Origin of the sequence: Spirosoma sp. 209 (assembly GCF_002006735.1) — a bacterium.
GTDB lineage: Bacteria > Bacteroidota > Bacteroidia > Cytophagales > Spirosomataceae > Spirosoma > Spirosoma sordidisoli.
In genome coordinates, this window is the sequence record NZ_MVEC01000005.1 from 97,804 (window position 1) to 111,328 (window position 13,525).

At 56.1% G+C, this 13,525-nt stretch carries 9 protein-coding genes and 1 tRNA gene; 6 read left to right on the plus strand and 4 right to left on the minus strand.

Going from position 1 to position 13,525, the window contains the following annotated elements; genetic code table 11:
* Positions 1 to 46 precede the first annotated feature (46 nt).
* A complete protein-coding gene (locus B1C80_RS10295; RefSeq protein ID WP_077921006.1) occupies positions 47 to 4,039 on the plus strand; it encodes an ATP-binding protein in 3,993 nt (1,330 codons plus the stop codon).
* A gap of 201 nt (positions 4,040 to 4,240) precedes the next feature.
* Positions 4,241 to 4,639 (plus strand): LytTR family DNA-binding domain-containing protein, encoded by a 399-nt coding sequence (locus B1C80_RS10300; RefSeq protein ID WP_077921007.1) that lies wholly within the window; start codon positions 4,241 to 4,243, stop codon positions 4,637 to 4,639.
* 113 nt (positions 4,640 to 4,752) lie between these two features.
* Here the strand turns inward: B1C80_RS10300 and B1C80_RS10305 are convergent, their stop codons facing one another.
* The gene (locus B1C80_RS10305) at positions 4,753 to 6,261 is read right to left on the minus strand and encodes a glycine--tRNA ligase (RefSeq protein ID WP_077921008.1); all 1,509 of its coding nucleotides are present in this window, start codon (positions 6,259 to 6,261) and stop codon (positions 4,753 to 4,755) included.
* A 224-nt stretch (positions 6,262 to 6,485) separates the two neighbouring features.
* Between B1C80_RS10305 and B1C80_RS10310 the strand changes: the two genes are divergently transcribed.
* A complete protein-coding gene (locus tag B1C80_RS10310) occupies positions 6,486 to 7,481 on the plus strand; it encodes a helix-hairpin-helix domain-containing protein (protein WP_077921009.1) in 996 nt (331 codons plus the stop codon).
* Between the two features lie 30 nt (positions 7,482 to 7,511).
* On the opposite strand, the gene rlmD is transcribed toward B1C80_RS10310, so the two are convergent.
* Entirely contained in the window at positions 7,512 to 8,945 is a 1,434-nt protein-coding gene (gene rlmD, locus B1C80_RS10315) for a 23S rRNA (uracil(1939)-C(5))-methyltransferase RlmD (RefSeq protein WP_077921010.1), read from the minus strand.
* 70 nt (positions 8,946 to 9,015) lie between these two features.
* Here rlmD and B1C80_RS10320 point away from each other — a divergent pair, with 70 nt between their 5' ends.
* Together B1C80_RS10320 and B1C80_RS10325 are read left to right on the plus strand one after the other, a co-directional pair.
* Positions 9,016 to 11,262 carry a gliding motility-associated C-terminal domain-containing protein gene (locus tag B1C80_RS10320; RefSeq protein WP_077921011.1) on the plus strand — a complete coding sequence of 749 codons (2,247 nt, stop codon included), beginning with the start codon at positions 9,016 to 9,018 and terminating at the stop codon, positions 11,260 to 11,262.
* 28 nt (positions 11,263 to 11,290) lie between these two features.
* On the plus strand, positions 11,291 to 12,100 hold the full coding sequence (locus tag B1C80_RS10325; protein ID WP_077921012.1) for an SDR family oxidoreductase: 810 nt from the start codon (positions 11,291 to 11,293) through the stop codon (positions 12,098 to 12,100).
* 25 nt (positions 12,101 to 12,125) lie between these two features.
* Here the strand turns inward: B1C80_RS10325 and B1C80_RS10330 are convergent, their stop codons facing one another.
* On the minus strand, positions 12,126 to 12,800 hold the full coding sequence (locus B1C80_RS10330) for a hypothetical protein (RefSeq protein ID WP_129602275.1): 675 nt from the start codon (positions 12,798 to 12,800) through the stop codon (positions 12,126 to 12,128).
* A 118-nt stretch (positions 12,801 to 12,918) separates the two neighbouring features.
* Here B1C80_RS10330 and B1C80_RS10335 point away from each other — a divergent pair.
* Positions 12,919 to 12,994, plus strand: a tRNA-Lys gene (locus B1C80_RS10335).
* 70 nt (positions 12,995 to 13,064) lie between these two features.
* Here B1C80_RS10335 and B1C80_RS10340 read toward each other — a convergent pair.
* Positions 13,065 to 13,487 carry a DUF3127 domain-containing protein gene (locus B1C80_RS10340; protein WP_077921014.1) on the minus strand — a complete coding sequence of 141 codons (423 nt, stop codon included), beginning with the start codon at positions 13,485 to 13,487 and terminating at the stop codon, positions 13,065 to 13,067.
* Positions 13,488 to 13,525: the final 38 nt, after the last annotated feature.

Sequence of the window (13,525 nt, forward strand, 5' to 3'; positions counted from 1 at the left end):
TAATCGGCCATCTCCAGGTCGACCAAAGCAATTTTAAACTCGGTTTATGCATCGGTTCGAGTGGTGGTTTGTCAGGTTAGTCGTTGTCGGATTGCTGACTCAAGCTACCCCGTCCAAGGCTACTGGCCCGGTTTCGGAGTATCTGACTGTACGGAATGGTCTTCCCCAGGGTTTCATAAGCGCCATGCTTCAGGATCAGCGTGGCTTTATCTGGCTGGCCACGCGCGATGGTCTCTGCCGCTACGATGGCACCCGGTTTCAGGTCTATAACCACGATCCCCAACAGCCAGGCTCACTCGCTTTTAGCAGCCTGACCGGCCTGCGGGAAGATAAAGCCGGCCGTATCTGGATCCGTACCGAGAATAACCACATCGACTGCTTCGATCCTGTAACCGAAAAAACCAATCACCCGTCCAACTCCCCCGCCTTTCGGCAAGTCCTGGGCCGCCACCAGCTCACCGGCATCTGGCCCGACCCGTCTGGCAATGTCTGGGTAACAACGCAAACAAACGGCTTTTTCCGGCTGAATGCAAACGGGTCGGTATCCCATCATCACTGGGCGGCCAGCCACGAGACCCAGCCGTTGATTCGATCGCTGCTCCTCGACAAAGGTGGTAATCTCTGGCTGGGCACCAACCTGGGACTCTTTCGCTATAACCCGCAATCAAAGCAGTTTGCCGCCTTTCGAATTGCTCAGGGCTTACCCCAGAACGATGTGTTCAGCCTCTACGAACGCCCGGGCGGTACTTTCGTGCTGGGTTTTCCGGGTAAGGCCGTCTTTTTCGACCCCGCAGTTGGGCGGGCCATGAAGACGTTATCCCTCCCCGGATCGCCGAACCAGATCCCGCTTTACGCCAGCGATACACGGGGAATCGACTACATCAACCAGCACCGCTACACGGATGAAACCGGTTTACAGCCCTTACCGGCCGACGCAAAGCTTAGCCGTTTCTCGGCCCTGTCCATGCTGGTCGACCGGTCCAATGTGCTCTGGATCGGACTCGACGGCGACGGGGTCATCAAATATGATCTGAACAAACGCCCGTTTACGGCCTGGCCCTACACCAGCTCGTTCTCGACGGACTGGATGACCCAGCAGGCGGGTATTCCGCTCAGCTCGATCCCTCCCCTGATCCGGCAGCAGCGGCCCGATGCGCTCAGGTACCAGTTCGACCGGCAAAAAAACCTGTGGCTCAGCAGTGCCGTAACCCCTCTATACCGCTATAACCCCAGCCAGAAGGTATTCGAAGCGGTACCCCCAACGGGCATCGAAGCCCGCTGGTTACCGGGCGGATCGTTTCGCATGACCGCTCTGGCTACGGGGCCGTCGGGTGAAATCTGGGGGTTGCTGGGGCCCGACAACCGGGCCGTTGTCCGGTATAATCCCACCCTTCGCACATTTACCGCCTTCCCACTCCCCCTCCCCGCCAACAACCCCTACACCATCATGGGTATGCTGGTAGACGGTGGCCGAATCTATCTGGCGACGCAAAGCCATGGCTTGCTTCGGGCCGATTTATCGACTCAGCGACTGGTACGCTGGTACGCTCAGGCATCAGACCGCCAGTCGATTCCCAACAACGCGCTGCTGTGTCTGGCGCAGGATCCGGGGCAGTATAACTATTTATGGATCGGCACGTTTGGAAGCGGCCTTTGTCGACTCGATAAGCTAACGGGGCAGATACGGCGCTTTGGCGTGGGCCAGAGCTTACCCAACAATGTGATCTATGCCATTCGTCCCGATGGACAGGGCCACCTCTGGCTCAGTACAAACCGGGGGCTTTGCCGATTTGACAGTCGTACGTTTGAGGTCCGCAACTACACCACCGACGACGGTTTGCCCAGCGAGGAGTTTAACCGGTATCACGACGTTGCCTTACCCGACGGACGGCTGATCTTTGGCGGCATTGGTGGGTATACTGTCTTTCAACCCGGACAGGTGAGCGACGATGCCTACAAACCGCAGGTTGCCCTGACCGCCCTTCGCATCAACAACCAGCCCGTGCGGGCCACAACCCCCGGCTCTCCGCTTGCGCAGGACATCGACCAGACCACGGATATTGACCTCAACCACGACCAGAACTTCCTGGCGTTTGATTTTTCGGCACTCCAGTTTAACAAGAGCGGCAAGAATCAGTATCGCTACAAGTTAACCGGGCTGGACAAAGACTGGATTTACAGCGGTAACCTGACCACCGCTACCTACACCAACCTCCCTCCCGGCACCTATACATTCGTCGTTAACGCGTCCAATACCTCCGGCATCTGGAGTCCGCACGTGCGGAAGGTCAGGATCGTTATCAACCCGCCTGTCTGGGCAACCTGGTGGGCCTATACCGGGTATGTACTGCTGCTGATTGGCGCTATTGTACTGTTCCTGCGGGTTCGCATCAACCGGATTCAGCTCCGCAGCCGGATCGAACTTCGGGAGCAGGAGTCGGCGCAGCTCAAACAACTGGATGAAGTCAAATCCCGCTTCTTTGCCAACATTACCCACGAACTGCGCACACCACTGACTTTAATTCTAACACCGTTAGATCAACTTCTGGAGGAGATAACGGACCCGCAGCATCACAACCGGCTCTCCATGGTGTACCGGAGTGCCAACCGGCTTCTGCGGCTCATCAACGAGTTGCTTGATCTGGCTAAGCTGGAAGCTGGAACTCTAACCGTTACCAATGTACCGGGCGATCTGGCCGAGTTTGTCGAGCGAACGGTGTCGGTCTTTGACGAGGAAGCCCGACGCAAACGGGTTAGCCTGCGGGTGAAGTCAACCATTTTACAACCGCACTACTGGTTCGACAGTGACAAACTGGATAAAATCCTTAGCAACCTGCTGGCCAACGCCTTTAAATTCACGAACCCCGGCGGCTCCATCTCGGTCCTGCTCGAACTGGCCCAGCCTGCACAAAGCCTGTTGGAGTCGGCAGGACCGTCGACGGTTGCCTACGAACGGGTTCGACTCACGGTCAGCGACAGCGGTAAAGGCATCGACCCAGATAAGCTTCCCTATATTTTTAACCGGTTCTATCAGGCCAGCCCGTCGTCCGACCAATCGGTGACCGGCTCCGGTATTGGCCTGGCGCTGACGAAAGAACTGGTCGAAATCATGCAGGGCTCTGTCAGTGTATCGAGCAAACCATCGGTGGGCACCACGTTTGTAGTCGAGCTCCCCTGCCTCCCCGCCCGCTTAGCCGCATCACCTGTTCCGGCAACTAATCCTGGCCTAACCGGTCAGCAAGCTGGCCGCAGTACTGCCATAGATGCGCATACCTACCAGCTATTACTGGTCGAGGATAACGACGAAATAGCCGGTTACCTGGCTGACATCTTAAGCGAACACTGGCTCGTGAAGCGGGTTGGCAACGGACAGGCCGGGGTTGAAGCCGCCCTGGCTGACACGCCCGATGTGATCATCAGCGACGTACTGATGCCCGAACTGAATGGCTACGAACTGTGCCGCCAGGTGAAAGCCAATCCTGCCACCAGCCATATTCCCGTTATTCTGCTAACCGCCAAAACAGCCGTTGAAAGTCGGGCGGAAGGGTTCTCAGCGGGGGCAGACGATTACATAGCCAAACCGTTCGATGTGAATGAACTGCTGGGGCGCATCCGCAATCGGCTCGACCAGCAGCAACGACTACGCCAGCACCACCGCAAACTGCTGCTGCGCGAGGGGCATCTGCCCAACTCGAGCGCCGACCCGGAAGATGACTTCATGAACCGGGTCTATACCGTACTGGAAAGCAGACTCGACGATTCTACGTTCGGGGTCGAATCGCTGGCATCGGCTATTGGCATCAGCCGGATGCACCTCAACCGGAAACTAAAAGTGCTGACGGGCTTTACCCCCAATGAGCTTATCCGTGTGGTGCGGCTCAACCGGGCTGCCGAGCTATTGCTGACGGGGGCCTCCATTTCTGAAGTGGCCGATCGGGTTGGTTTCGATACGCCCGCTTATTTTTCGAAAGTCTTTAAAGAACATCATCACCTGACACCAACCGATTTTGTAGAAAAGAATCGGCAGGAAGTTGTGTAAGCGGTGTTTCGCTTCCTCATTTTGTATTAATCTCACTTTAAATTAGCCATTTTGGACCATTTGCTCGGCTTTATAGCTTGAGTTGAGGGCATGTTACAAATTTTATAGGGCGTGTTACAAATCAGCAAGTCCCTGGAAGAGATCCAAGTTAGTATTGTGTAGTGATCCTAACTATCTGTAAAACCTCTCTACCAGATACTCATGACCTATTATTCGTCTGCCTCAGCGTCGGTTCGTACCATGCCCTCCGAATGGCCTCCTTTAAAGCTGTACCTCCGCGAAACCGGTCGTCAGTCATTCTCTGTAGCTGATCTAGTATACCTTCAGGCCGTGGCTAATTACAGCTGGCTGAACTGGGTAGACGGACGTCGGATGCTGATGCCCCGTACGTTAAAGTATTATTCGCCCAAACTGCCTACCGAGCTGTTCATCCGGTTGCACCGCAACTGCGTGGTTAACAAACGGTACGTAGACCGGCTCGAACGTACCGAAACAGGCGGGCTCGTTCACCTGTCGACGGGGGAAGTATTACCCGTATCCCGTCGTCGGTGGGGCACCGTTCGTCGGCAGCTGGCCCACAACATGCCACATCTCAATTAATTATATTCTGGCTTTTCGCTTCTACTCCAACAGCCTTGCAGACAAAGAGCCCCGATCAACGTGATCGGGGCTCTTTGCGTATAATCAGCAACGAACGAAGCTGAAGTCAGTCTCTACATTTTTTCCAGCACACGTTCCATGGATACTTCCTGACCGATCCGGCTTTTCAGCTCGCTGATTGGCACCCGAATCTGCTCGGTCGTATCGCGGTACCGAATGGTAACGGTATCGTCTTCCAGGGTCTGGTAGTCGACCGCAATACAGAAAGGAGTGCCTATCAGATCCTGACGGGTGTAGCGCTTACCGATAGCATCACGCTCTTCCATAACGACCCGGAACTCCGAACGCAGCGACTTCATGATCTGCTCGGCTTTCTCGGGCAGGCCATCCTTACGAACGAGCGGGAACACAGCCGCCTTGATGGGCGCCAGCGCCGGGTGCAGTTTGAGATACGTCCGCTCTTTCTGATCGTCGCCTTCGCCAACGGTTTCTTTGGTAAAGGCATTACAGAATACCGCCAGGAACAGCCGGTCGGCACCGACCGATGTTTCAACCACGTACGGAATGTAGTTGCCGTAGGGCTTGCCGGTTGCCGGATCGATATCGTTATCGAAATACTGCTGCTTTTTGCGGCTCAACTCCTGGTGCGACTTCAGGTCAAAGTCGGTTCGGGAGTGAATACCTTCCATTTCGCGGAAACCAAACGGAAACTGATATTCAATGTCCACCGCTGCGTTGGCATAGTGGGCCAGCTTCTCATGGATATGGAACTTGAGTTTCGCGGCCGGCAGACCGATAGCCTGGTGGAATTTCATCCGGGTATCCCGCCAGCGTTCGTACCAGTCCATTTCGGTGCCGGGCCGCACGAAGAACTGCATTTCCATCTGTTCAAACTCGCGCATCCGGAACGTAAACTGCCGGGCCACGATCTCGTTCCGGAAGGCTTTCCCGATCTGGGCAATACCAAACGGCACTTTCATCCGGCCCGTCTTCTGCACGTTCAGGAAGTTAACGAAGATGCCCTGGGCAGTTTCGGGCCGCAGGTAGATCAGGCTGGCGTCTTCGGCCAGCGAGCCAACCTGGGTGGAGAACATCAGGTTGAACTGCCGAACCTCAGTCCAGTTGTCGGTACCCGACACGGGATCTTTGATGCCTTCGGCAATGATCAGGTTGCGCACGCCCTCCAGGTCGTTTTCGCCCAGCAGGCGTCCCATCTCCTGCAGGAGCGCCGTACTGCGGGCTTCATCACCGGCGTTAGCGTATGCTTCGGCTTTAAGCTCCAGCAGCTGGTCGGCCCGATACCGCTTTTTAGAGTCGCGGTTGTCGATCATCGGATCGTTGAATGAATCAACGTGACCCGACGCTTTCCAGGTCAGGGGGTGCATGAAAATTGACGCGTCGATCCCCACCACGTTGTCGTGGAGCTGGGTCATGGCTTTCCACCACAGCGTTTTCAGATTATTCTTCAGTTCAACGCCGTTCTGACCGTAGTCATATACGGCCTGCAGACCGTCGTAAATCTCAGACGAAGGAAATACGAAGCCATATTCTTTGGCGTGGGCGATGATGTCTTGCAGCGAAGTCGCTGGTGGTCCGTCGGTACGGGCTGGAGTAGTATTCATACGTGGGGACAAAAATACAATACCAGCCGAATTATTTCGCCTGCTCCCTCAAATGACGATCTACTGACAGGTGCTTACTCGTCGGCGCGGGGCGCGTACCCACCCTGCCTGGGGCGGTACGGACAGCCGTCAGCGGCCAGGATTAGCTACCTACATCCGTTAATGAGTGACAAACGGCCGGACTGACAGTCTGAGGCACGTCTGTATTTGTCCGCATCATCGGTATGCTTACCCGCTTCCTATCGTTCGTCCGTGACTATTTCGGTTTCTCTCATAAAGAGAGCCGTGGCTTTCTGGTATTGCTTTTCCTGATCCTGCTCTTTTTGGCACTTCCGTTTCTGTATCGACTGTTGAGCGACCGGCAACCCGTAGACACCTCGACCACCGACCAGCAAAAGCTGGACAGTCTGGTGGCGCTGATGAAAGCCGAAGAGGCCCGCCAACCCCGCTATTCCCAGCAACGAGCGCGCGAGACAACCACAACAGAGCAGTTCCGCGAACCATCCCTGTTTCGGTTCGATCCCAATACAATCAGTGTGGCCGGCTGGCAACAGCTCGGCTTACCCCGCTGGCTGGCCGAACGGATTGACAAGTACCGAAGCAAGGGCGGCCGATTCTGGACGAAAGAGGACCTGTTGCGCATCTACGATTTCCCGCCCGATCTGTATGACGACCTGGAGCCCTATATCGTTTTGACTACAGGGGCCACAACCGGTGGTAACCCATACCCGGCCCCAACGGCGCCCCGTTCGGATCAGACTGCCCGAACCGATCCGGCTGACGCCACCGACCCGGCGCGCGCCGACCGACCGACGCGGGTAGCCCCTCAACCTTTTGACATCAACACCGCCGACACAAGCCAGTTGGTTGCCCTCAAAGGCATCGGTCCGACGCTGGCCGCCCGTATCGTTAAGTACCGCGATGCGCTGGGTGGGTTCATATCCCAGAGCCAGTTCGAGGACGTATACGGTCTTGACTCGCTGGCGCTGGTCGAGTTACGACGGCTGGGTCAGATCCGGTCTGCCCCGCGCCGGATACCGGTCAATACGGCCACGGCCGAACAGCTCGACCGACTCCCCTTTCTCTCGCGTCGGCAGGCGCAGGTGATTGTCAGCTACCGCGAGCAGCACGGAGCCTACACGTCCGCAGAGTCGCTCAGACCCATCCGCATCCTCGACGCCAAAACGATCGAAAAGCTCACTCCCTATCTGGATTTTTAGCCATCCGATACGAGCTAAGCTTTTACCCGACTAGCTCCGCTTCGTCAACAAAACGACGTTTTCTACATGGTGGGTATGGGGGAACATATCAACCGGCTGCACATTGGCCACCGAGTACCCTTCGTCCAGAATTCCCAGATCACGAGCCTGTGTCGCTGTATTGCAGCTTACATAGACGATCCGCGCGGGCGCTGCCCGTAGCAATTGACGCGTCACAGCCTCATCCATACCAGCCCGGGGCGGATCGGTAATGACCACATCGGGACGACCGTGCTGGTCGAAGAAACCATCCGTCAGAATGTCGCGCATGTCGCCCGCGTAGAAGCTGGCGTTGGTGATATCGTTTACCTGGGCATTGACGCGGGCATCGGCCACGGAGGCTTCAACATATTCGACGCCAACCACTTCTTTAGCCTGCCGGGCCACGAACAGCGCAATGGTACCGGTGCCGGTATACAGGTCGTAGACCCGCTCCTGACCGGTAAGCCCCGCCCACTGACGCGCCACGCTGTACAGATTATACGCCTGCTGGGCGTTGGTCTGGTAGAACGACTTGGGACCTACCCGGAATACCAGGTCTTCCATGCGTTCCTCGATGTACGGCTTCCCCGCCCAGTTGATCACCGTCTGATCCTGATAGCTGTCGTTTTTCTTGGTATTGAGGATATAGTTGAGGGACGTTATCTCCGGAAACGAACGGTGCAGATGCGTCATCAGACCATTCAGCAGATCCGGGTTATCCTGCGCGACCTGCAACGTTACCATAATCTGCTGCGTAGTATCGGCGGTGCGGATAATGAGCGTTCGGAGGAAACCCGTATGCAGTTTCAGGTTGTACATGCTGATGCCGTGCAGATAGGCATAGTCGGCCACGGCCAGCCGGATGGCGTTCGACGGATCGGGCTGGAGGTAACAATGCCGGATCGGAAGAACTTTGTCGAAACGGCCCGGCACGTGAAAACCAACCGCGCGCGGATCCATATCGTCGTCGGTACTGACTTCGGCCCGGGTCAGCCAGCGCCCTTCGGCACAGGTAAACTCGAGTTTGTTCCTATAGTATTGCGTTGGATGCGCAGCCAGTATAGGGAGAATAGGCGGCAAATCGACTTTTCCGATGCGAGTCAGGTGATCAACCACCTGCTGATGTTTGAACCGTAGTTGCTCATCGTAGCGGATGTGTTGCCACTTGCAGCCACCACAGGTACCGAAGTGTTCACAGAACGGCTCGGTCCGAACGGCAGACTGCTCGTGAATATGCTCCGCAACGGCTTCGCGGTACTGCTTTTTGCGGTTCGTGATGCGCAGGTCCACCCGGTCGCCGGGGGCCACGCCCGGGCCACCAGTGGGGTTTTCTACGAATATGACGCCATCGTCGGTCCGTACAATACATTTCCCTTCGGCGGCTACGGAATCGATCGTAACGTCGTACAACCGTTCGGGTGCTTTATGACTCTTTCTGCGCATGAATGTCTTTAAAAACTGCTAATTTAAGCAGCCGTTTTCGGACGGTCTCACTGCCGAATCGTTTCTGTCTATGCTGAATCTGTACTGTCGTTTCTGGGTTGTGCTGTTCGTTACGGGTTTATCACTGATTGTCAGCCATATGACTTCAGCCACGCACATTGTCGGTGGCGAGCTGGAATTACAGAAGCTGGGGCCCAACAGCGCCTTTAGTCACCGGTTTAACCTGAACCTGTATTTCGACGATATCAACGGCGATGTGGGGGCCGAAGACCAAAGCGCGGTCGTTTATATTTTTCGGAAACGCGACAACGCCCTGCAGGGAAGTATACAGCTCTTCCGGGTTACCAGTCAGTTTGTCAACTACACCAGCCCGACCTGTTCGCGCCAGGATCTGCGCACCCGCCTGATTCGCTACAGTACCGACGCCACTTTTCCGCAAACCTTCAACGACGCGGGCGGGTACTACATGAGCTGGGAGCGCTGCTGTCGCAATGGTACGATCAGCAATATTGTTGATCCGGGCGGGGCGGGGTCAACCTTTTACCTCGAATTTCCGGCTCCCTTTACCGCCGGCAACGCTCCCTATACCAACTCGTCGCCCGTGTTTACCGTGGCCAAAGGCGACTATATCTGCATCAACCGCCCCTTCACCTTCGATTTCAGCGCCCGCGATCCGGACGGTGATAGCCTGGCTTATGCGATGGTGACGCCCTATAACGGGTTCAGCACCCGGGCGCTACCGAACCCGGGCCTGTCGAATCAGCCGATTGCCTATGCCGGGCCATACCCGCCTGTTCAGTGGGTCAGCGGGGTTGGTCAGCAAAACCAGATTCCGGGGTCAGTTCCTTTGCAGGTTAACCCCAGAACCGGAGTGCTCAGCGTCACCGCCGACCGGCAGGGTCTTTATGTGTTCTCCGTTGAGGTAACCGAGTACCGGAATGGCCGGCAGATTGGCCGCGTCCGGCGCGATTTTCAGCTGAAAGTCGTCGACTGCCCCAAAAATGACGCCCCTCAGTTGCTTTTTCGGCCCGACGGTCAGACGGCGTTCTACAAAGAAGGAACAGTGTTGACGATAACCGAAAAAGACACAAACTGCCTGAGCCTGTTCGTTACCGACATCAACCCGAATCAGCGGATTACAATCACCAACATGAGCGGATCCTTGCCCGGGCTTACACTGAACCCAGGGGAGTTGCTCACCCGAACCGGGCAGGATACGCTACAGGCCAAGTTCTGCTTCGGCCGGTGCGTGGGGGGCGACGGACGCCCGTTTACCCTGCTCGTGCGGGCAACGGACGAAGGCTGCCCACAGGGGCTGAGCGATACCCTCAGCATCCGGCTCAACATCATTCCCTCGAACAACAACCGACCCGAAGCCGGCACCGACCTGCGGCCCGATCAAAGCCGGGTAACAGTGGGGTCTTCACTCACTTTCAACGCCTTCGGGACTGATAAAGACAATGATAATATTTCGATCCAGGCCGTGGGGCGCGGGTTTACGCTGGCGCAGGCCGGCATGTCCTTCGGCTCGGCGTCGGGTGTCGGTAACGTGTCGCAACCGTTCACCTGGAAACCCACCTGTGTGCAAACGGCGCAGGATACGTATATCGTCGATTTCATCGTAACGGATACCCGCTGCAACCGCAACCTGAGCGATACCGTCAGCGTCGTGCTGACCGCCACGGGCACTCCCAGCCAGCCCCCCGCCATCCGGACAACCCTGAACCAGCCGGTCGTTGATCTGGTGGTGACTCCCAGCGATACCGCCGGCCGGTCTACCTTCGACGTGCTGGCCACCGATCCGGATCGGGATATTCTGTACATGACCGGCACCGGCCGGGGTTTTGACATGAAAGCCGTAGGCATGACTTTTTCCAACAAAACCGGTACCCCTACCCTACAGTCGGCGTTCGACTGGAAACCCACCTGCGAGCTACTGGCCGGCAAACCCGAAGCCACCTACGTGGTCGACTTCGCAGCGGATGACCGGTCGTGTCAGCCCAATCGTACCGCCACAACCACGGTCACGTTTCGGCTCCTCGACCCATCCCTGACCGCTACGATTGTTATGCCGAACGTATTTACGCCCAACGGTGACGGGTACAACGATTTTTTTGCCGTCAAGGACATGCCTCAAAACGCCTGTAGCGAGCAGTTTATATCCGTCGAAATTGCCAACCGCTGGGGGAAAACCATCTTCACATCGACCGATCCGAAATTCAGATGGTACGGTACCGACGCCCCGGTAGGCACGTACTACTACTTCATTCAGACCAGCAAACGTACGTTCAAAGGGCCACTCTCGCTGATTCGGTAATGGCGAATTACCTATTTTTGCCCTGTATATGAACAACACTGTAGTCTTGATTACCGGTGCCTCTTCGGGCATTGGCCGGGCGCTCGCTTTCGCTTTCGGGCGCGAAGGTGCTTCTGTCGTTATCTGCGCCCGTACCAATACGGCGATCCAGGCCGTGGCCGATGAGCTTCGGCAAGCGAATATCAACACCCTGGCCCTGGTGGCCGATGTTAGCGTTGAAGCCGATGTGAAACGGCTCATCGAGCAGACCATAGCCCAGCTCGGCCGTCTGGACATTCTCATTAATAACGCGGGCATCTCGATGCGGTCCATGCTGATCGATACCGATCCGGCCGTCATTCAAAAGGTGATGGACATCAACTTCATGGGAACTGTATATGCCACCCGTTACGCGCTTCCCCATATCATTCAGGCTAAGGGGTCCATTGTGGGAATCTCGTCCATAGCGGGCTACCGGGGTCTGCCCGTACGCGCTGGCTATTCGGCCTCCAAGTTTGCCATGAACGGATTTCTGGAAGCCGTGCGTACCGAACTTTTACATACCGGGGTGCATGTTCTGACGGCTTGCCCGGGTTTTACGGCGTCCAACATCCGCTTTGCCGCCCTCGGGGCTCAGGGTCAGGTCGTTGGGGAGACCATGCGCGATGAGGGCAGCATGATGACCGCCGAAGAATGCGCTGAACATATTCTGCGGGCCGTCCGGCAACGGAAGCGCGAGCTGATCCTGACAACCCAGGGCAAATTCACCGTATTTCTGAATAAATGGCTACCCAGCCTAATGGACAAGCTGGTTTACAATACCCTGGCCAAAGAGAAAGATTCGCCCCTGAAAAAGTAACTGGGTGGTGCGCGAAAGCGGGCAGTTAAATGATCCAGACGTTATCGCGCCGGATGTAATAGAGCTGGTTGTTCCAGAACACCCGCAGGTAGATATCTTTTTGCCCCAGGATGTTGACCTTATGGCCCCGCCCAATGACTTCGGCAACCGAAGCTGCGGCCGACGGGGCTGTCCGGAGCAATACCCGATCGGTACTGGTAATACCCGACTGAACACCTTCGGGCAGGTTTACAAAAGCCAGTAGTATCAACAGATACCCCGTCAGAACCCATTTCTGCCGTTGCGGGGTGGGCTGCCGACGCAGTGCCTTTACCAGGATAACCCCGAACACATACCCGGCGGGAACCAGCAGAAACAGCAGGACGTAGAGACTGTATTTTCGGTAGAAGAGATAAAAATAGTTCAGATCGTCAGTCTCGTACCCATGCAGGTTGTTGGCCCGGGCAATTTCGTTCATCTTGAGCAAAACGGCATCGTCGGGGTGCCGATCAAAGTAAACCTGCAGGTAGTACAACAACCGGGATACGTCCTGTTGCTGCTCATACGCACTCGCTAATTTCAATAACATGGCATCTGTTGCCGTGTGTCCATCGGCCAGCGCACTTTCGTACTGAACAGCCGCAGCGGCCTGATCGCCAGCGGCAAACAGCGAATCAGCCTGGTGTAATGAATCGGCCCGGGTCAGGCACGAATACGCCATTACAGCCAGGAATAGGCTTATTTTTAGGAGCAGGGCTTGTATTGAATCAAATAAGGCCATACTTTTGCACCGCGATAAAGGAAAAGGCGTTGGTCGAACAAGGTCGATTCTGGCATCCGATCTGGTAGCTCAGCTGGTAGAGCAATACACTTTTAATGTATGGGTCCTGGGTTCGAATCCCAGCCGGATCACCAAAAAAACGGGGAGAAAAAGAAAGGAAGTCCAGACTTCCTTTCTTTTTCTCCCCGTTTTTCTTGACTACACTTAGAAGGGCAGATCGTTGCTTTCGTCGTCGAATGTGGTGTTGAACGGCATACCGGCGGGCTGGGATGGCTGAGCCGGACGAGACGCCTGCGCCGGGCGAGACGCCGGAGCAGCGTAACCAGGAGCGGGCGCCCCAGCGCCATCACCCTCGGTCAACTCGATCCGGAAAGCCCGCAATTCGGTGTACCAGCGATCATTGTACTCGCGCGATTCGGCACTGAAGGTCGCCTTGAGCGTATCGCCATCCGCAAACTGCTTCAGATCGCTGGCCTTCTCTCCCCAAGCTGTCAGACATACTTTTTTAGGATATTGGCTGTCAAGGGTTTCGATTACAAATTCCTGCTTGTTCCAGGGGCCATTTTTGCCCTGACCCGTTACTTCGGGCAGGACTTTGACGAGTTTTCCTATTAATTCAAGTGCCATAATGTCGTAGGCGATTACAATTGATTTAGAAGGATAAA

Excerpts from the sequence above, each read along its gene's own strand:
- B1C80_RS10295 (WP_077921006.1), top strand. The coding sequence starts at position 47 with ATGCATCGGTTCGAGTGGTGGTTTGTCAGGTTAGTCGTTGTCGGATTG.
- B1C80_RS10300 (WP_077921007.1), top strand. The coding sequence starts at position 4,241 with ATGACCTATTATTCGTCTGCCTCAGCGTCGGTTCGTACCATGCCCTCC.
- B1C80_RS10305 (WP_077921008.1), bottom strand. The coding sequence starts at position 6,261 with ATGAATACTACTCCAGCCCGTACCGACGGACCACCAGCGACTTCGCTG.
- B1C80_RS10310 (WP_077921009.1), top strand. The coding sequence starts at position 6,486 with ATGCTTACCCGCTTCCTATCGTTCGTCCGTGACTATTTCGGTTTCTCT.
- rlmD (WP_077921010.1), bottom strand. The coding sequence starts at position 8,945 with ATGCGCAGAAAGAGTCATAAAGCACCCGAACGGTTGTACGACGTTACG.
- B1C80_RS10320 (WP_077921011.1), top strand. The coding sequence starts at position 9,016 with ATGCTGAATCTGTACTGTCGTTTCTGGGTTGTGCTGTTCGTTACGGGT.
- B1C80_RS10325 (WP_077921012.1), top strand. The coding sequence starts at position 11,291 with ATGAACAACACTGTAGTCTTGATTACCGGTGCCTCTTCGGGCATTGGC.
- B1C80_RS10330 (WP_129602275.1), bottom strand. The coding sequence starts at position 12,800 with ATGGCGTATTCGTGCCTGACCCGGGCCGATTCATTACACCAGGCTGAT.
- B1C80_RS10340 (WP_077921014.1), bottom strand. The coding sequence starts at position 13,487 with ATGGCACTTGAATTAATAGGAAAACTCGTCAAAGTCCTGCCCGAAGTA.